Origin of the sequence: Klebsiella sp. MBT K-1 (assembly GCF_002556465.1) — a bacterium.
GTDB lineage: Bacteria > Pseudomonadota > Gammaproteobacteria > Enterobacterales > Enterobacteriaceae > Klebsiella > Klebsiella grimontii.
On sequence record NZ_PDEL01000001.1, the window covers coordinates 433,011 to 451,275 of the forward strand.

Genomic DNA, 18,265 nt, shown 5'->3' on the forward strand with positions numbered 1-18,265 from the left:
AATTTCACTGGAAAATTCATGGTATTTTTTTTAAAAAACAGAAATAGAGGAAAACCACTATGTCAAAAAAACAAACACTATCAAATACAAACTATAGTTCGCCTGACTGGCTGACTATCCGTGAAGCAGTCGAAGTGATAAATAAAAAAGGACTGAAAATTAAAAAAAAGTGACATTTACAGGCATGCATTACATGGCAGCATTCATCTCTCTATTTACTTTCAGTCGCCAATTACATTACGAAAAATACAGAGATCGAGCTACAAAGTAAGGCTCAGACCATGTGATATGTCATCAATAAATCGTTTATGCCTTCTTGACAAAAAAGCGTTTATTGAAGGACATAATTTTATTGTTAGCACTACTGGCAAATATATCATTCCCACAGAGAGAGTGATTGACACTCTATTGATTGGATATGAATATGTTCTAGTGCAAAAATTACTTTCCCAATCTCTTAAAATACCATTACCTGTAACAGGAGCTATTGATTTTAATCATGGCATAACAGTTAGCTTACAAGGAGAACCATTTCAACTATTCGATAAAATGACATGGGAAGAAAGAATAACACAAAAAATTATGCAACTCCCTAAAAACATTTCACCATATGTACATAAAGAGATATTCTCAAAGAGGATAAATAATTACCTGGGGAAAGAGTATTTCCCGGCTCATATTTTACCTCGGGATGCCTGGTTTGTTATTCGACATGCTGAACTTGATAAAGTCATTGACATCATAACCAATAGCAGAGTGCCCTCATTATCTGCAACGCGAATATCAACACCACTATCTCGTTTTTTCTGGCTGGCCTGTAAAAATAATGAAGTCATCCGTCCATTAATTAGTAAACCGTACAAACTACTATCTATTTTCGAACAATGGGCATCTGACGAAGGCATTACCGACAGGCTCAGTGGTGATACGTTAAAAACTGCACTCGTACGCGGTTCCCCCACATCAATGTCGGATTGACGCAAGTGAATTTTACCAAACCCAAATGTCCGTATTAAGGACTCTAAAATCAGTAATACGGACATAATTAGTTTTTTTGACTCTTTTTTCCTTGTCACCTCAAGGGACATTGTATTTCTGTACTACTGGTATCAATACATATCATCAATTATCAAGCATTAGAAAAGTAAAAGCAAAACAGTACTTAAATGCTCGCAACCACGCATATACATTAAAGCCACTCCTTATTAAAGGAGGGTTTAGTCGAATTGCATAGGTTCGATCGAATCCAAAATGCACGAAATAGATTAACCTTAATTTATCCAATCATTAAATACATACATGGGCTCGTAATTATATTCCAATTAATGAATACGAATTTACTTACCAATACATTACACATGCAAAAACACGAAAGCATACATTGCACAGGAAGACTTAGATTCTTTTCAATGAAATAAATGAGTGATTTCATTTCGTTCAATAAATCTATAACTGAGGTACTAAGACCATGATTACCAGATGAACCCCGTCCATAATCCAGATAGTTACTAAAGATTTAAAAGCTCACCTTATGATACGAGTAATTACCTTACTCCAAAGAAGACTTGCTTTTAATATTTACGGCATTTTTTCTATACCGGTGTGGTGGGACATTATATCTTTTTCGAAATGCCCTGGTTAATGATTGCTGAGAGTCAAAGCCAAATCGCATCGCGATGTTTATCAAAGATTCATTTGTTGTGATAACAGCTTCTAAAATAAGACATAATTTTTTCTCTCTGATAAAACCTCCTAGACTCTGCCCTGTTTCAGAAAAAAACAATCTCTGCAAATGCCATTTTGAATATCCGGACTTGATAGCCACATCATCAATTTTTAGTGGCATCTCTATATTTTTGTTTATCCAAACAATTAAGTCATTTACAAAATCTTTCCTGTTTTTCATAACCGAAACCTCAGAATTACTCTAACAGAAACACATTCTCATCAGGCATATAGATCAAGAGCTGACAATCCCTAAGTTCTGCATAAATCCTCAATAGAGACCATACTTTTTATTATGGTGTGATGGATATACTCGCAGACAGTCCAGCCACCAATTCAATTCCCTCCGGCAATCTGTCAATATGAATCCGAACCGGGATACGCTGCGCGAGCCGCACCCAGCTAAAGGTTGGCTCGACATTAGGCAGGCCAAGCCCCCCGGTCTCGTCATTGTTATCATCTATTCCGCGTCCGATGCTCTCAACATGACCCGTGATCACCGGCTTAAATCCCATCAGCGTAATGTGTGCAGTATTTCCCGTGCGGATATGTTGCAACTTAGTCTCTTCAAAATAGCCAACCACCCAAAAACTATGGGCATCAATGATGGAAACTTTAGTTTCTCCCGCTGTGGCATAGTCACCAGGGCGAAGCCGCAAATGTGTGACATAGCCCGTAACCGGAGACCGAACAATAGCATGCGATAAGTTAAGCTCTGCAAGGTCCAGCGCAGCCAGTGCACCGTGGTAATTAGCCGCAGCGACGCTGGCTGCGCTGGCTGTTTGTTGTAAATCCTCGCTGGAAATTACCCCTTTAATCTGAGAGCGTCGTCTCGCCGCATCCTGGCGCATCAGCATTTCATGACGTTTCGCCTCAACATCAGCCTGTGCGCTGACCACGGCCAACCTCAACCAGTGCGGGTCAATGGAATAGAGCACATCGCCCCGATTAACCCACTGATTATCGCGGACGGCCACATTCAGCACCGGTCCGGAGACATCCGGCGCAATCTGTACCACATCCGCACGAACTCGACCATCGCGGGTCCAGGGGGTTTGCGCATAATGTTTCCAGAGAATAAAAGCCAAAAGCGTAGCCACCGCCACAGCGCTGAGCGTCAGCACGTAGCGGCCCAGTAGAGAAAGTAACGATTTCATTTAAAAAACCCCAGTTCGGTCAGCCCCTGCAGCAGCAGGTAAAAAGTAATAATGAAGACGGAAAAATCGATCATCGGTCTAAAGGGCAAGCGGCGGTAACCCTTGCTGAATGACAAGATATGTACGATAAATAGCGTACATGTCAGTGCAATGAGGGCAATTACCAACAGACCGGGTACAAAAACGCCCTCAATATTGAAATCATTGATCATTAGCAGGCTCCATTTTCTGAACGCTTAATGCGCAGTAAAGATCAACCAGTTGATCGACATAATGTCGCGATAGTTCATCTGTTACGCTCAAGCTGCGCTCAGTCAGAATGGCGATCCGTTGAAGTAAGGTGTCAATATCTGTCGAGTGTGTAAGAAGGGTGAGTACTTCTTTTATTTCTTTGTTCGCATGCGCATCACATCGGCGTAATCGCATTACACACAGCCCTATACGCAGGGCGTACAACAAATGATGTGCCCGTTCCGGTGACTGTCCGCTGCGCTGCAAACGCGGCAGTATCAACGCAGCCCGATCGATCATCAGGTTGATCCAGAGAGTTTCATCAGTATTCAGCACACCTTTCACGCTGCGGTTAATATCGCGCTGACATAATTGAAGCAGGCGATTTATTGCCGCATCTGCCTGTACAGTTTGCAGAAAGCCCATGCTGAATACCGCAAAGCCAGTTGCAGAAAATAGTGCGATTGCGGTATTCACCGCCACGGCAAAATCCCCGCTGTAGTGGGCACCCAGCTCGCACAAAATAGGCAGCGTCAGTGTGATCCCCATCGCCATAAACGTGGTAGGCGGTCTGGCCTGGAGCGATCCAGCCAGCAGATAGATCGGAGCTAAAACCGTTACCAGCACGATAAAATCACTGACTTGTGGTAGTAGAACGAAACTGTAGATCAGGCTTATCACAACGCCCCAGAAGGAGCCGATAATGTATTTCACAATATGCGGGGCAGGCGTATCGAAGCCGCCAAACAGTGTGCAACAAACGCCAAGGATAGAAACCGCCGTACCGCCATCAGGCCATGCCGAGAAAATCCACACCATGCAGCCGCTCAGAATGATGGTGAAAGCGCCCAGAGCGGTGCGGGCAGCAGTGAGAGAATCGCGGTGGAATACATACCCTCTCACGGTATTCTTTTCCGATTGCGCAGGCGTCTGCTTCGCGTGATGAATGGCGTCCGAAAGACGATAGCACTGCTGCACAAGGACAATGGCCTCTAACAGGTAGCGCATAAAACTTACACGCAGCGCTTCTTCAAGCGTCAGCTCATACACTGAATAGCGCTGCAGTAATTTTTCACTGCTTTTTTTGAGCGCTTCACCCTCGCTTTTGAATTTTCCTTCATCTTTGCAGGCCAACCAGACCTCAACATCACCCAGCAGAATTTGCACATCGACAGGTATCGTCGCTATCAGCGCTAAACGGTCGCGTAACTCACAGTTAACAATGACTAATCGCGCAAGCCTGTCATGAAGCCTTTTTCTCGCTTGCCGGACCGGTACAGAGAACGCAAAATCATAAGGGACATGATGGCTGATACCCTGCAGGAACTGTAATGCCAGTGCCATATGCAGCGGCCCGGAAGCAGCGTCGGGTTTGCCTGCTAAAGTCTCTGCGATACGCTGTCGCGCCGCGAGTAGCGTCTGCGACAATTTACTGTTGAACTGGCCTGAGATGCGCGCGGGCAATACATAGCGATGAATAAGTGCCGCGCAGAAGATACCGATCATGATTTCCTGTATCCGAGTGATAGCGATGTCAAAAATCGCGCCAGGATCGGATACCGCAGGGAAGCCAATCAGACTCGCAGTGTAACCAGCCAGGACAAAACCATAGGCCCGGGGCGTGCGTTCCAGCAAGGATAAATAGAGGCAGAAGGTAATCCAGCCTGTCAATATCACGCTGCAAAATACGGAGGAATTCGCGAACGTAGGTACAATTAATACCGTTATGCCCGCGCCGACTACCGTTCCCACCAGACGATACAGACTTCTGCTCAGCGATGCTCCGATGGAGGTTTGGGAAACAATATACACGGTGATAATTGCCCAGGAAGGCCGCTCCAGGCCAATTGACAGTGCAATGTAGTATGCGAGCATCGCTGCGGCAAAACTCTTCGCGGAATAGAGCAGAGCGTTCGCATCATTCAGTAGTGAAGGAGAAGCCATACCGCGAAGACGTTGGCATATCGTGTGTAAAAAATGAAAGTAACTCGCGTTAATTTTTTTCATGCCGGAAATTATTACCGGCTTGCATATCCACTTAAATACTCTATTCTGTCAAAAAACACCTAAATGTTGCCAATCTATGTTACCCCCACTCGCCAATACGCTGTTTGATCCGGATGCCACCCCCTGTCCCGCAGTCGCGCGTCATCTGGATTTTGTCGATTACGCGGCCGAAGTGCCTGTGCATACGCACCGCAAAGGGCAATTGATTATTGCCCTCTATGGGGCGGTCATTTGTCGCGCCGAAAATGATATCTGGATCGTGCCGCCTGATTGTGCCGTCTGGATCCCTGGGGGAGTGCCGCACAGCGCCAAAGCTACCTGGAATGCGCATCTCAACTATCTGTTTATCGAACCCGGAGCCGCCGCGTTGCCGGAGCGATGCTGTACTCTGGCAATTTCCAGTCTGATTAAAGAACTTGTTGCCCGTTTAACCCGCGAGGGCGTCGGATACCCACCAGAAAGCCATCTCGCCAGACTGACCAGAGTAACACTTGATGAATTAGCCACCATGCCTCAGCAGAAACTGAGCCTCCCTGTGTCGTCGCATCCTAAAATCCGCGCCATGGCCGATGCTCTGGTCAGTCAACCTGATGACCGAAGCACATTCAAAACATGGGCAAAAAGACTGGCGCTTAGCGAGCGTTCTCTCGCGCGTTTAATGCTGCGCGAAACCGGGTTGACGTTCGGACGCTGGCGTCAGCAACTGCAACTGATAATTGCTCTCCGGGAACTGGCTAGCGGCGTTTCGGTTCAGAATGTTGCAGCTAATCTGGGGTATGAATCGGTTAATGCGTTTATCACCATGTTCAAAAAAACAATGGGAAGTACACCCGCGCACTATTTTGCCGAACGGAAAACAAGCGCACACTTAACCGATATTTAGCGACATCAGGTTATCCAAAAAACCATAGGTGAGTCATAGAGCTGCCATATCCGTCTCCCTGTGCGGGGGATCACACTACAGAATCTTTACGGCATGGAACCTCCAGCCAAGACTATATTGCCTCAGCCGCCTTAACGATAACAAGAATCAAAGGACTTTATTATATCTGTTGGATCGGTCTATACATGATCGGGAAGCACAATCAATTCAGCATTGTGTTAAGGAAGTAGTTGAGCATATATGTTTCGACCACACAGAACACTTCTATGGCGATGCTTCATAGCGCATTACCGCCAGAGTGGTAACGCCCCCCCTGACTGAAATTCACAATGAATGTATTTAACCGCATCTTTTTATTGTCCTCATTATCACGCTAAGTCATGACACCATTGCACCAGCGAAACGCTGAAAACTACACAGCAGCACAACTATCCTTCTCCACATCCTTATACAACTAATAACTTATTATTTATTCACTACAAAACCGTACTAAGGATCTTCCCATCAGTAATAAGGTGCTATCGGCTTTTCCTAAGCTTACTGCTGTGTTCTTTTATTTTCTCTGGACATGCACCAGTCATTCCACAATAGGAGAATACAATGACATCACATCAGTTATTACGTTTAAAACAGGTCGAAGAAAAAACCGGTTTGAAACGCTCTCAAATTTACCTGTATATGAAAAATGGAACCTTTCCACGTTCAATAAAAATTGGCCCGGCCAGTGTGGCCTGGCTCGAATCGGAAATTGATGAATGGATCAGCCTTAAATTGGCCGGACGTTCAAACAGTTAAAAATGTCCGTTTATTTGCTCAACTTTTCCATATAGATTGAGGAGATAACAGAATGATTCCATTAATTAATTACACCATCTTAACTGATGCGTTGCACGCTCTGAAAGTTGGGGATATTCGTCACTGCGAGTCCCTCGGATTCACTTTCGACGAAATGAATGCTCTTAATCAGTTATCACTCGATGAACTGTTTGCTGTCAGCCGGGCGACGGCTCCCTTTGTTTCGGTCAGTGTCCGCCATGATGTCCTGCATCATTTACTGGCGCAGGCCCGACAGGAATACCGACAACAGCAGCAGATTAACCGGGCTATCCGGCTGGGCGGTTCTATCGCGTTGCTCAACCACTACTTTGGCTTGACGTCTAATGATGTCTGCCTTCGCCGACGGCTGCTTGGTGTCAGCGTGCCATATGGACGTACACCTGAGCCGGATGAAGAGACAGATGCCGAGATCTGGCGGCAATGGCAGAAGTGCCGGGTGGAAAGCCTTGAATCCCCCGACGCGCTGATGGCCATGATGCAGGTTACTGAACTCCTGCTACCAAGTTCCCTGGGACTATCACTCACCATGGTATGGAGACGTATCACGCTTTGTGAAAAGGAAGTTGCCGCTAACAGGAGGGCACCACATGCCGGATGAGATCGATCGCGATCAGGAATTTAATGAGCAGCGCCTGGAGGAGATGATTGAACAGAGTCGTTTTAAGCCGGGGTCGACACCATCATTATTTCACTGTCGTGTATGTGGTAAACCCATTCCAGAAAAGCGACGGCAAGCACTGCCGGGTGTAACCACCTGTACGGAATGTCAGGAAAAACTTGAACGTAGTAGCCGCTGACAGGATAAAAAGGACGTGTAGAGATGTTATATCTCTGCATGTCTTTATTATTCACGGTGAATGTTAATACCACTCTCTCGTGTTTTTTAAATCCTCATTATTCTCACTGCATCTTAAATACTCCACTATTTTTCTCTCTTCTTTTTGTTTTGAGTTTCTCATTTATATCCCTCACCAGATATTCGAATCTGAGAACGCCATTACAGCATTAGTCGCCCCTATGGACATTAATTCGTCCTGACAGGGTATTGCTCTTTAACAAAATGGATCGGGCTGTCACGTAACCACAATTCAGGGTGCCGCTGAATGTTCTCGCTGACCCGTTAAAACCGGAATGCAGAACCGGGATGTGACTGGTTTATTTCATTTACTGTTTTTGATCAAAGGAAATTCCATGAGAAAACCCGTTTATCACGTGTTTGTCACCCAGGAAAGTCAGCCCGATGCTCAGGGTGACAAAAACACGTACTGGACAAAGGTTGGTGTGGCCTTCGCGCACAACGGCAAACCCGGTCTGAATATCGTGCTGATACCTGGTATTGCGGTTTCCGGCAGGCTGGTACTGCTCGAACCGAGAGAAGAAAGCGACATTTCACAGGATGCCGCTGCCACTTAATCCATTTTCTCTTCTTCTCACCCGGCGGCGTACTTTTCTGTAAGCCGCCGGTCTCTCTGTTGCGAGGCCAGCATGCTTTCCACCACTGCCTTTCTGGCACTGGCGGTGCAGTGCGCCGCCAGTATTCACCCGTCCACGTCACTTGATGTCGCACGGGTCGAATCCGGCTTCCACCCCTACGCCATTGCTGAAATCCTGCCAGACAGCCGGGGCGTGATTTCACATTTCCCCTCGAGCCTGCCGGAGGCGATCCTCCTTACCAGACAGCTGGCTGCACAGGGCCGACGCTATTCGGTCGGCCTGATGCAAATCACCAGCATCAATTTCCGCCATTACGGCGTCACGGCCAGCGACCTGCTTAACCCTTGCATCAATCTGTCGGTATTTGAGCGCATTCTCGCCGACTGTTACCGGCGCGGCGGAACACTGAAACGGGCGCTCAGTTGTTACTACTCCGGCAACTTTGAAACCGGCCAGCGGCCGGAATCCGCCTTTAACCAGACCAGCTACGTGCAGCGCATTGGCTATGTCGTCCCGTCCACGCGGAAAGACCGGCAGCGTGCCCCTGACCGGAACGCACAGCCGTCTGTCCGTTATCCCGCCGTTGTGCTGCGCGGCGAGCCTGCCGGTGCCACTGCGCCGATCCTGACTTCCCTGCATTATCCCGGTTCCGTCATTCGCGGCGCTATCCCTGTTATCCCTGATGAGGAGAAATGATCATGCGTAAACGCCGTTACTCCGCTGTTGTTTCCGTGCTGCTGTCTTCCCCGGTGCTGGCGGCGGACAGTGGTTTTAACAAGGCCAATGAAACACTGAGCAATACCTCGACCGGCCTGCTGGGACTGGCCGCCGTCACCATCACGCTGGCGACCATGTGGGTGGGCTACAAGGTGCTGTTCGACGGCAAGAGCCTGCACGACATGCGTAACGTCATCATCGGCGCGATCCTGATTGTCGGTGCATCCGGCTTCGGTGCCTACTGGGCGTCATAAGGGAGGCAACGATGGCTACGCTGAATAAAGCGCTTACGCGGCCTGCCGCCATTATGGGTATTCCTCTTGTGCCGTTCGTTCTTGTCAGCGGGGCCATCGTCCTGCTGGCGGTCTATGTCAGCTATTACCTGGCGGTTCTGCTCATTCCTGCCTGGGCGGAAATGAAAAATAAAGCCCGAAAGGATATTCATTATTTCAGCCTGCTCTGGCTGGCGTTTAAAACCCGTGGACGGCTTTTCACCAATACCCATTTTGGCGCGAATGCCCTTCTGGCAAACCAGTACGATAATGTTGATGTCTCGGAGTTTATTCAGAAAATGAAATTAAACGAGCGTATTACGCTGGATAAATATATTCCGTATTCCTCCCATATTCACCCCTACGTCATCAGAAATCGTCACCGTGATTTTGTTGCCACCTGGGAGCTGGGCGGCACAGTCTTTGAATGTGAAGACGAACATCACCTGACCCTGATGGCCACGCACCTGAATAACGTTATTCGTTCGTATGAGGGGCTGCCGGTAACATTCTATATTCACCGGCTCCGTGAAAAATACCATGATACTTTTGAAGCCCGTTCGGGTATTCCCTTTTCCGATGAGGTAACACGGCGGTATTACCAGCCGGTAAAAGAAAAACCGTTCTGGCGGCACCGGCTGTTTTTTACCGTCTGCTACGCGCCGTTCTCTGCGATTGAGAAAAAAACCATGAAAGCGCAGCCGCCCGGTAAACGCCAGCCAGCACTGGAGGACGCGCTCAAAATCATGCTGGAATACCGCGACGCGCTGGAGTCTGCGTTATCCCGCTATATGGCAATGCCGCTGGGGATATATGAAGAAAACGAGCGGGTGTATTCCTCACAACTGGCGTTCTTTCATCGTCTGCTTACCGGCCAGTGGCAGAAAGTGGCCGTAACGCGCTCACCATTTTATGAAACGTTAAGCACGCCGGACGTGTTTTTCACCACCGACACTGGTGAATGCCAGACGGTCAGCGGTTCCCGCTTCTTCCGCAGCCTTGAGATTAAGGATTATTCCCCGGAAACCCATACTGGTATGCTGGATGCGCTGCTGTACGCCGAAAGCGAGTATGTTCTGACGCAGTCCTTTACCTGCATGGCACGGGATGAAGCGCAGGATCATATCCGGCTGGCGGAAAAACGGCTGAACTCAGCGGACGACGACGCGATTTCCCAGCGCGAAGAGCTGATTGTCCTGCGCGACCTGCTCCAGTCCGGGCATGTGTCGTGCGGTAAATTCCACTTTTCCCTGCTGATCTCCTCAGACAGTGCCGGGCAGGTGGTGAAGGACACTAACGTTCTGGCCCAGCCCTTCGCCGATCTGGGTATTATGACGACGCTCTCCACCCTGTCACTGCCCGCCGCATATCTGGCGCAACTGCCGGGCGTCTATACGCTGCGTCCCCGACTGGTGGCCGTCAGCAGCCAGAATTTTGCCGATATGGCCTGCCTGCATAACTTCCATCCCCACAAACGCAGCGGCAATCCGTGGGGGGAAGCCATCGCCATCCTCACATCGCCCGGCGGTGGCGGGTATTACCTGAACCTTCACGACAGCCAGGCCGGACGGGATGACACCGGTGAGAAAACGCCGGGAAATACGGCGATTATCGGGAAAACCGGCTCCGGCAAAACCCTGCTGATGACCATCCTGCAACAACTGATGCAGAAGTACCGTAACCCGGCGTCGTTTGCGCCTTCTGCCACCCTCAAACGGCTGACCACGGTGTATTTCGATAAGGACCGGGCGGCGGAGATGGCGATCCGCCAGGCGGGCGGGCGTTATTTCCGCATCCGTACCGGCGAGCCCACCGGCTTCAACCCGTTTGCGCTGGAGCCAACCCGCCGGAACATCAGTTTCATCAAACGGCTGGTGCGCATGCTGTGCCGCCGCAACGGTAAGCCGCTCGATCCGCGCGATGAGGAGCGGATCAGTGCCGCCGTTGACACCATCATGCTGGACTATCCGCCGGAGTACCGCCGGTTCGGGATCACCCGGCTGCTGGAAGTGCTGCCGGAGCCGCCGACCACAGACGCCCGCACCAACGGGCTGCGTATCCGCCTGAAACAGTGGGCACAGGGGGGCGAGTTCGGCTGGGTGTTTGATAACGAGGCTGATACTTTCACCATCAGCGATGTCGATAACGTTGGTATCGACGGCACCGAATTTCTGGATGATGACGATATTCGCGGCCCCGTGACCTTTTACCTGCTGTATCGCGTGACCAGCCTGCTGGACGGTCGCCGCCTGGTGATGTTTATGGATGAGTTCTGGCGCTGGCTGTCCGATGTCGAATTTTCCCGCTTCTCACTCAATATGCTGAAAGTCATCCGCAAGCTGAACGGTATCTTCATCCCGGCAACACAGTCACCGGATGAAATCGTCAGACACCCCATCGCCCCGGCGATTATTGAGCAGTGCGGTACCCAGATTTTCCTCGCCAATCCGAAAGCCAGCTATGCGAATTACGTGGAGAAAATGAAAGTGCCGGACAGCGTTTATGAGACGGTCCGAAACCTTGATCCGGGCGAGCATTATATGGTCATCCTGAAAACACCGTTGCAGGCCGGAGAAACCCGCCCGTTTGTGGCAATGGCGAAAATGGATTTGTCCGGACTGGGTAAACTCACCCGGCTTCTCAGCGGCAGTGAGGACAACCTGAAAATATTCGATGCCATTTATCAGGACGGTATGCGACCTGATGAATGGAAAGACGCTTTCCTTGAGCGGGCCATCTGACAGTAGACCGGAGGTAATATTAATGCGTACCCGGGATCACCTTCTGGCATTATCGTTATTTTTCTCGACGCAGGCGTTCAGTGCCGGAATACCGGTTTTCGACGCCGTGCAGAATACCGAATCCATTAACCAGTGGATGCAGAAATTACAGCAATGGGAGGATACGGTTACCCATTATAAAAGTGAACTTGATGCGTATAAAAAACAGTTAGCCACTGCAACCGGCGTACGGGATATTCAGGGTTTTCTCAGTGATGCCCGGAGCCTGAAAACCGATATTGATAATCTCCGTAAGAGCGGTATTTCACTGGATGATCTGCTGACCACGAAAAACAGTTCATATTCTGCTGAACTGCAAAACCTTTACAGCAAATACAAATCGTTCAGCGTATGCAGCGAGGAACAGGAAGGAATAAAGTCTCAGGCCCTGGCCGAAAGTTGCAAACAGATAATCCTTAATCAGGCAATGGCGATTGAGAATACCACTGACGTTGAAAACAGGATCAACAGCACACTCAGCGATATATCAGACTTATCTGACCGTATATCGAATGCGCAGGACTCGAAAGAGTCTCAGGATCTGGCTAACGCCATTGCGGCGAAAAGCGTACAGTTAAATGCGCTGACGAATCAGTGGGAGATGTCTGTCAGACAGGCTGAACAGCGAACGACATTGCTGGAACAGCAAAGACAGAAAGCCTTTGAACAGCAGCAGCTAACGGCACCTGTTGCTGACCTTAATAATTTATAAGGAGGTTATTCGTGCTCAGATCCTTATTCACCTTATGCACACTCTCAGGCGTGATATTACTGTCCGGCTGCAAGGAAACCAAATCCGAAGCCTGGTATAAGCAGCATCCTGACGAAACTTATGCGGTTTATATGCAATGCCTGAAGGATGGCGAGGCAAGCGATAACTGCGAATTTGCCCACCGGGCAGCACTTATGTTTGCACAGGAAGGCCAGACCGGGGTTAAGGAGAAATTCGGGGCGATATTTCAGCAGGAAGCTGAAAAACGAAATGCAGTGACACAGTAATTTCTCCTCCAGCAAAACAGGGAATCCTCCCTGTTTTCTATTTCCTTTCTTTATATATCAGGTGAGGCACCATGTCCGGTGGTATTTTTGTGGGTATGGACAAAAACATCATGGATGGACTGAATGCCGTACTGGAAGGCCAGTCTTCCACTTACGGCACGATGATCAGCGTCATCATCGTCAGCTCTTTTACCTTATTTATTCTCTATCGCGGTTATCAGACGTTGGCTGGCAAACTCCGGACCCCGGTAGAAGATGTCGCCTGGGATGTGGGGCGAATGTTGCTGATCACCACCTTTGCATTAAACCGGGATGGCTGGCTGGATTTGGCGGTAGCGGCTATCCAGGGACTCAAAGACGGTATCAGCGGCGATCATAACGTCTGGGCCCTGCTCGATACCGTCTGGGAAAAGGCACAGGCGCTGGGGCAAAAGTTATTTAATATGGACACCTCAACTTACGTCAAACTGAATGGCGGCCTTGCTGAAGTCCTAGTATGGGGTGGCGCAATCGTCTTGCTACTGGCTGCAACCTTTGCCAACCTGCTCGCCGAAATCACCATCCTGTTAATGACGACCACCGCGCCGCTCTTTATTTTCTGCCTACTGTACGGTTTTCTTAAGCCGATGTTTGATAACTGGCTGAAAACGATTTTCGCGGCAATATTAACGATCATGTTTTCTGCCTTATCCATCCGTATCGCCATTAATTACCTGAATAAAATACTGGATGCTGCAACAAAAACATCCGCTGAAACCAATATGGTCACGCTGGCGGCACAGTGCCTGCTGGCCGGGATTGCGGCAGGTGTGGTGGTCTGGTTCTCCGCGAAGCTGGCCAGCGCACTCAGCGGGGCCGCCGTACAGGCGGTGCTGCAGGGGGCAGCCATGAGTGGTCTGAGCGGACTGGCGAATAAATCCGCCGACCTTACCGGTCCGGGTGTAAAGGGTGGTGCCCGCCTGGCTGTGAAAGGCGGCATGGCCGTCGCCGCGGCGACCGGCGCAGGCGCGGGTAAAACCGTGAGCGCCTGGCAGAAACGCGCCGCCGCCATCGAAAGCATGAAACGCCTGCACCGGCAGCGTCACCGTTAATCCTCCCGACCCTTAATTTCCTTTCCCCGTCACGCGGTGGCCTGCGCCACCGGTACGGCATTCCTGCATGCATTCGATAAGGGGCTTCCATGAAATTCAGCATCTTCCTTCTGATGCTGTGCGCGCTCACGGGCTGCGCACAGCATCAGGGCGACCTACCGCCGGTATCCGGCGAACCCGAGCCGGTGAATTCCCCCGCCATCATTCAGGAGCTGGCTCACCATGTCTAATATTCAGAACATTGTTAATGTTTCCCGCTCTTTTGAATCCATCCTGCTGGAAAAGGAAGAGCGGTCCCGAAAAACCGCCTGGCGGGTGGCCGCTGCCGGACTGGTTCTGGCCGCAATGGCGATTGCGGCCATTATTATTCTGCTGCCGCTGAAAACCACCGACACTGAATTATGGTCAGTGGATAAACAGACCGGTCGCTATGAATATATGACCCGCGTGAAGGAGCGGGATATTGCTGCTGAAAAAGCGCTGGCACATTCACTGGCAGCACACTATGTCAGACTTCGCGAAGGATATAATTATTTCTCCCTCCAGCGTGATTATGACGACGTGCAGTTATTTAACAGCGACAGCGTGAACCGGGACTATCTGGACGGGTTTAACGGCGACCAGGCACCGGACGTGATTTTTAACAAGGCGGAATATATTGTTGATATCGACATTATTTCCAATGTGCATGCGCCTGCCACCGGGCCGGATAATCTGGCAACCCTGCGTATCAAGCGCACTATCCGCCGTATTGCTGATAATTCCGTGAAAACGGATGTCTGGAATATCCGCCTCACATACCGCTACGTCCCGCACCGGCAACTGACCGACAGCCAGCGCGAAGTGAACCCGCTGGGCTTTATCGTCACCAGCTACCAGCGCGACAAAGAGCTGAGGGGGGAATGATGCTGAAACACATTCTGCTCCTCACGGGTTTACTGGCGTCATGCGTGGCATGGAGCTCGGCGACACCGCGCGGCAGCGCGTATGACAGCCGGATGCAGAACGTCACGTACAACAGCCAGAACGTCACGGTCGTCAGTACCCGACCCGGCTACGTCACCATGCTGGTATTTGATGACGATGAAACAGTCATCGATGCGCAGGCGGGTTTTCCCAGAGGCTGGACCGTGACGAAAAGCGATAACCGGGTGGGTGTCAGCCCGAATCCCATCGCCCAGCCAGTCACGGATGCCAGCGGCAACAACATCAGCCAGGTCTTTCTGCCGACGGCAAAAGACTGGAAAACCAATCTGTTCGTGGTGACCTCGAAGCGCGATTACAGCCTGGAGCTGAACGTGCTGGACCGCGACTCGCCCGCTCAGGCCTTTGTTATCCGCTACCGCTATCCCGACGAACTGCGAAAAAAGACTGCAGTTGCCAGCGCCGCCCGTCAGCAACATCAGCAGGAAGCACTGGACCGGCAGCGGATATCGGCGGCATTCGGGAAGGCCACCACGCCGCGCAACTGGCGCTATACAAAACGGGTGGCAGCTGGCTCAGCCTTCATCGCCCCGGACTTTACCTGGGATGACGGTCGTTTCGCGTATATCGGTTTTTCCCCCACGAAAACCCTGCCTTCTGTCTTCCGGGTGATTAACGGCCAGGAGCAGGCGGTCACGCCCGGAACGGTTAAACGGGGCAACCACACCGTGATGGTGGTTCCGGCATCACCGCAGCTGGTTCTGCGTTACGGCACCTCGGTGGTGGGGATCGAAAACGACGGATTCGGGCGTATCCCGCTGACCAACAGTGGCACCGTTTCGCCGTCCGTTACGCTGGAGGCAAAATGACCGAAAAATCTTTCCCGGACGAACCGGAAAAAACCACCGCAGAGCGGGAAGCGGAAGCCCGTGAACGCGCCCGCGCGGCAATGACATATCAGGAGCCGGAGCAGAAAAAGCCGCCCGGCCAGCCGGAAGTGACCCGTTTCCGTAAGGCGTCCGGTCGCCGCACACTGATCGTCAGCCTGCTGAGTCTGGTCCTGGTCATCGCGCTGGCATCCGGTGGCGATCGTCTTCTCAGCGCCCTGAAAAGGGATGGTGAGAAAAAATCTGACACCGCGCCGCCGCCCTCTTCCGGGGCGGTGCAGCAGGAGCGTAAGAATCTGGGCATGGACAGTAACCCGTTTGGCCTGTTCGGGCCAGGGAGGCAGGAAAGCGCAGGCCCTGCCAGTCAGAGCGCCCCGGCCACTCCAGCTCTGCCGCCTGGACCACCCGCCCTGAACAAGGCGGCAGCACTGACAGACGGGCTGAACAGCGGCAGTACAGGGTCAGGCGACAATACACGCTCGTCCCGAAGCGGTTTGCGCAGCAACACGGAAACGTCGGGCAGCCAGTCAGCCTCCACGGCGTACACATCCTGTCAGTCGGTACTGGTCAGTGGCGAAGATGGACGCCTGCGCTGCCCGGAAACGACAGCACCGGCAGGCAGCAATAACAACGACAATCCGGGCGTTGCCCGCGTCACCGGTGTCAGGCGGCTGGGCCTTGATCCCGATCTCTATATCCCGGTAGATCACTATATTCCGTGTTCGATGATGCGGCGCTTCGTATCCGATGTTGGCGGTCATATCTCCTGCCTGATCGGTGAGAATGTCTGGAGCGCCAGTAACCATGTGAAGCTGATCCCGGCAGGAACGGTCGCCCGTGGCGTCTACCGCACCGGCGCACTGCAACACGGGCGCAGCCGGATGTTTGTGCTGTGGACGGAGCTGCGCACACCGGAGCCCGGCAGCCTGCAAATCCCGCTCACCGATACGCAGGCCACCGGCCCGCTTGGTGAGGCAGGGATCGCAGGCTGGATCGACAGCCATTTCTGGGAGCGTTTCGGCAACGCCCTGATGCTGAGTACCGTACAGGACGTGGCAGCAGCGGCATCAGATGCCGCGCCGGGTAAAGACCGCAATACCGACTATACCGAAAATACCCGCGCCGCCACGGCGGAAATGGCGAAAACGACGCTGGAAAACAGCATCAGTATCCCGCCCACGATGTACCTGAACCAGGGCGATGTGATCGGCATCATGACCGGCACGGATATTGATTTTTCCTCTGTTTATCAACTACGGCTGAAAAAGAAATGGTATGAACGCTGAAAACCTGTCACTGGACTTTATGAAAAACCGGCTCTTTGGTGATTTTCTTGCGCAGGATGGCCTGACAGAAATTGCCGTTAACCGACCGGGCGAACTGCATACGAAAATCCGGGGGAATTGGCAAAAACAGGCATCCCCGATCACGCTGCGTCAGTGTCATGCCTTTGCCAGGGCGCTGGCATCCTGGCAAGACGACAATATTGACGATACATCACCCATCCTTTCTGCAACATTAAGATCCGGCGAACGTATTCAGGCGATTATTCCCCCGGCCTGTGAGCGTAATACGGTATCCATTACGCTGCGCAAGCCTTCGTTTGAGCAGAAAACACATCAGTCATGGATTGATGCAGGATTTTATCAGCGTGTGGCTGGTCAGGAGAAAACGGAAAGCCAGGATGATGCACTGGTTCAGTTATATCACAGCGGGAATATCCCCCGTTTTATGGAAAAGGCCGTGGAATATGGCAAAACGATTTTTATTGTGGGTGAAACCGGCTCCGGTAAAACCACCTATATGAAAACGCTGCTGCATTATATTCCACTGCATCTTCGGCTGACCACAATCGAAGATAATCCCGAAATCCATTTTTATCACCACGCCAATTATGTGCATCTTTTTTACCCGGCGGATGGCGGGGATAATGCCATTGTCACCCCCGGCAGGCTGATCCGTGCTAATTATCGGATGAACCCTGACCGGATATTACTGGCGGAAATTCGTGGGCGGGAGGCATGGGACGCGCTTAAAATTATTGGTTCCGGGCATGAGGGATTAATCACCTCCCTGCATGCAGGCAGCCCGGAAGAATGTATTGAAGGGATCATTGACCGCTGCTATGAAAACCCCGACTGCCGGAATATTCCTTTTGATGTGCTGTTACGCAAGGTACTTAAAAGCATTGATGTCATCGTCAGTATTGACATACACGGCGATGTGCGCCGGATGAGTGATATTTACTTTAAGCCAGTTCATTTAAAAAGCATGAAAGAGGCATTCAGACAATAACTCTGGCAAATAACATTACCCTAAAT

The 18,265-nt window shown here is 50.9% G+C and carries 20 protein-coding genes and 1 pseudogene; 17 read left to right on the forward strand and 4 right to left on the reverse strand.

Annotated elements, in window-relative coordinates; genetic code table 11:
* Positions 1-59: 59 nt before the first annotated feature.
* Positions 60-978: pseudogene (locus CMQ96_RS02040) on the forward strand (hypothetical protein).
* A 571-nt stretch (positions 979-1,549) separates the two neighbouring features.
* Here the strand turns inward: CMQ96_RS02040 and CMQ96_RS02045 are convergent.
* From CMQ96_RS02045 to CMQ96_RS02060, 4 genes are all read right to left on the reverse strand, one after another.
* The gene (locus CMQ96_RS02045; protein WP_049082431.1) at positions 1,550-1,906 is read right to left on the reverse strand and encodes a helix-turn-helix domain-containing protein; all 357 of its coding nucleotides are present in this window, start codon (positions 1,904-1,906) and stop codon (positions 1,550-1,552) included.
* Between the two features lie 112 nt (positions 1,907-2,018).
* A complete protein-coding gene (locus CMQ96_RS02050; protein ID WP_032754812.1) occupies positions 2,019-2,882 on the reverse strand; it encodes an HlyD family secretion protein in 864 nt (287 codons plus the stop codon).
* Positions 2,879-3,094, reverse strand: coding sequence for a DUF1656 domain-containing protein (locus CMQ96_RS02055; protein ID WP_032754814.1), 216 nt, complete (start codon positions 3,092-3,094; stop codon positions 2,879-2,881). Before CMQ96_RS02055 ends, CMQ96_RS02050 begins: the two co-directional genes overlap by 4 nt.
* On the reverse strand, positions 3,084-5,120 hold the full coding sequence (locus CMQ96_RS02060; protein ID WP_098065780.1) for an FUSC family protein: 2,037 nt from the start codon (positions 5,118-5,120) through the stop codon (positions 3,084-3,086). The genes CMQ96_RS02055 and CMQ96_RS02060 overlap by 11 nt, the downstream gene beginning before the upstream one ends.
* Before the next feature lie 76 nt (positions 5,121-5,196).
* On the opposite strand from CMQ96_RS02060, the gene CMQ96_RS02065 reads away from it, so the two are divergent.
* From CMQ96_RS02065 to virB11, 16 genes are all read left to right on the forward strand, one after another.
* Complete coding sequence (locus tag CMQ96_RS02065) at positions 5,197-6,003, forward strand: helix-turn-helix domain-containing protein (RefSeq protein WP_032754820.1); 807 nt, start codon at positions 5,197-5,199, stop codon at positions 6,001-6,003.
* A 600-nt stretch (positions 6,004-6,603) separates the two neighbouring features.
* A complete protein-coding gene (locus CMQ96_RS02070; protein ID WP_032754823.1) occupies positions 6,604-6,798 on the forward strand; it encodes an AlpA family transcriptional regulator in 195 nt (64 codons plus the stop codon).
* Between the two features lie 52 nt (positions 6,799-6,850).
* Positions 6,851-7,438 (forward strand): DUF2857 domain-containing protein, encoded by a 588-nt coding sequence (locus CMQ96_RS02075; RefSeq protein ID WP_032754824.1) that lies wholly within the window; start codon positions 6,851-6,853, stop codon positions 7,436-7,438.
* On the forward strand, positions 7,428-7,637 hold the full coding sequence (locus CMQ96_RS02080) for a TraR/DksA family transcriptional regulator (protein ID WP_022065314.1): 210 nt from the start codon (positions 7,428-7,430) through the stop codon (positions 7,635-7,637). The genes CMQ96_RS02075 and CMQ96_RS02080 overlap by 11 nt, the downstream gene beginning before the upstream one ends.
* A gap of 394 nt (positions 7,638-8,031) precedes the next feature.
* Complete coding sequence (locus CMQ96_RS02085) at positions 8,032-8,253, forward strand: hypothetical protein (RefSeq protein ID WP_032754827.1); 222 nt, start codon at positions 8,032-8,034, stop codon at positions 8,251-8,253.
* Between the two features lie 72 nt (positions 8,254-8,325).
* Positions 8,326-8,970: a lytic transglycosylase domain-containing protein gene (locus CMQ96_RS02090; RefSeq protein ID WP_032754830.1), complete on the forward strand. Its 645-nt coding sequence runs from the start codon at positions 8,326-8,328 to the stop codon at positions 8,968-8,970.
* Positions 8,967-9,245: a TrbC/VirB2 family protein gene (locus tag CMQ96_RS02095; RefSeq protein WP_032754832.1), complete on the forward strand. Its 279-nt coding sequence runs from the start codon at positions 8,967-8,969 to the stop codon at positions 9,243-9,245. The genes CMQ96_RS02090 and CMQ96_RS02095 overlap by 4 nt, the downstream gene beginning before the upstream one ends.
* Before the next feature lie 11 nt (positions 9,246-9,256).
* Entirely contained in the window at positions 9,257-12,004 is a 2,748-nt protein-coding gene (locus CMQ96_RS02100) for a VirB3 family type IV secretion system protein (RefSeq protein ID WP_049082429.1), read from the forward strand.
* A gap of 22 nt (positions 12,005-12,026) precedes the next feature.
* Complete coding sequence (locus CMQ96_RS02105; protein WP_032754836.1) at positions 12,027-12,755, forward strand: type IV secretion system protein; 729 nt, start codon at positions 12,027-12,029, stop codon at positions 12,753-12,755.
* 11 nt (positions 12,756-12,766) lie between these two features.
* Positions 12,767-13,042 carry an EexN family lipoprotein gene (locus CMQ96_RS02110; protein WP_032754838.1) on the forward strand — a complete coding sequence of 92 codons (276 nt, stop codon included), beginning with the start codon at positions 12,767-12,769 and terminating at the stop codon, positions 13,040-13,042.
* A gap of 71 nt (positions 13,043-13,113) precedes the next feature.
* Complete coding sequence (locus CMQ96_RS02115; RefSeq protein WP_032754840.1) at positions 13,114-14,133, forward strand: type IV secretion system protein; 1,020 nt, start codon at positions 13,114-13,116, stop codon at positions 14,131-14,133.
* A gap of 89 nt (positions 14,134-14,222) precedes the next feature.
* A complete protein-coding gene (locus CMQ96_RS28605) occupies positions 14,223-14,363 on the forward strand; it encodes a hypothetical protein (protein WP_032754842.1) in 141 nt (46 codons plus the stop codon).
* Positions 14,356-15,039 (forward strand): virB8 family protein, encoded by a 684-nt coding sequence (locus tag CMQ96_RS02120; protein ID WP_032754846.1) that lies wholly within the window; start codon positions 14,356-14,358, stop codon positions 15,037-15,039. Before CMQ96_RS28605 ends, CMQ96_RS02120 begins: the two co-directional genes overlap by 8 nt.
* Positions 15,036-15,926, forward strand: coding sequence for a P-type conjugative transfer protein VirB9 (virB9, locus tag CMQ96_RS02125; protein WP_176518970.1), 891 nt, complete (start codon positions 15,036-15,038; stop codon positions 15,924-15,926). The genes CMQ96_RS02120 and virB9 overlap by 4 nt, the downstream gene beginning before the upstream one ends.
* The gene (virB10, locus tag CMQ96_RS02130) at positions 15,923-17,230 is read left to right on the forward strand and encodes a VirB10/TraB/TrbI family type IV secretion system protein (RefSeq protein WP_049082428.1); all 1,308 of its coding nucleotides are present in this window, start codon (positions 15,923-15,925) and stop codon (positions 17,228-17,230) included. The genes virB9 and virB10 overlap by 4 nt, the downstream gene beginning before the upstream one ends.
* Positions 17,220-18,239 (forward strand): P-type DNA transfer ATPase VirB11, encoded by a 1,020-nt coding sequence (gene virB11 / locus CMQ96_RS02135; RefSeq protein ID WP_032754854.1) that lies wholly within the window; start codon positions 17,220-17,222, stop codon positions 18,237-18,239. Before virB10 ends, virB11 begins: the two co-directional genes overlap by 11 nt.
* Positions 18,240-18,265: the final 26 nt, after the last annotated feature.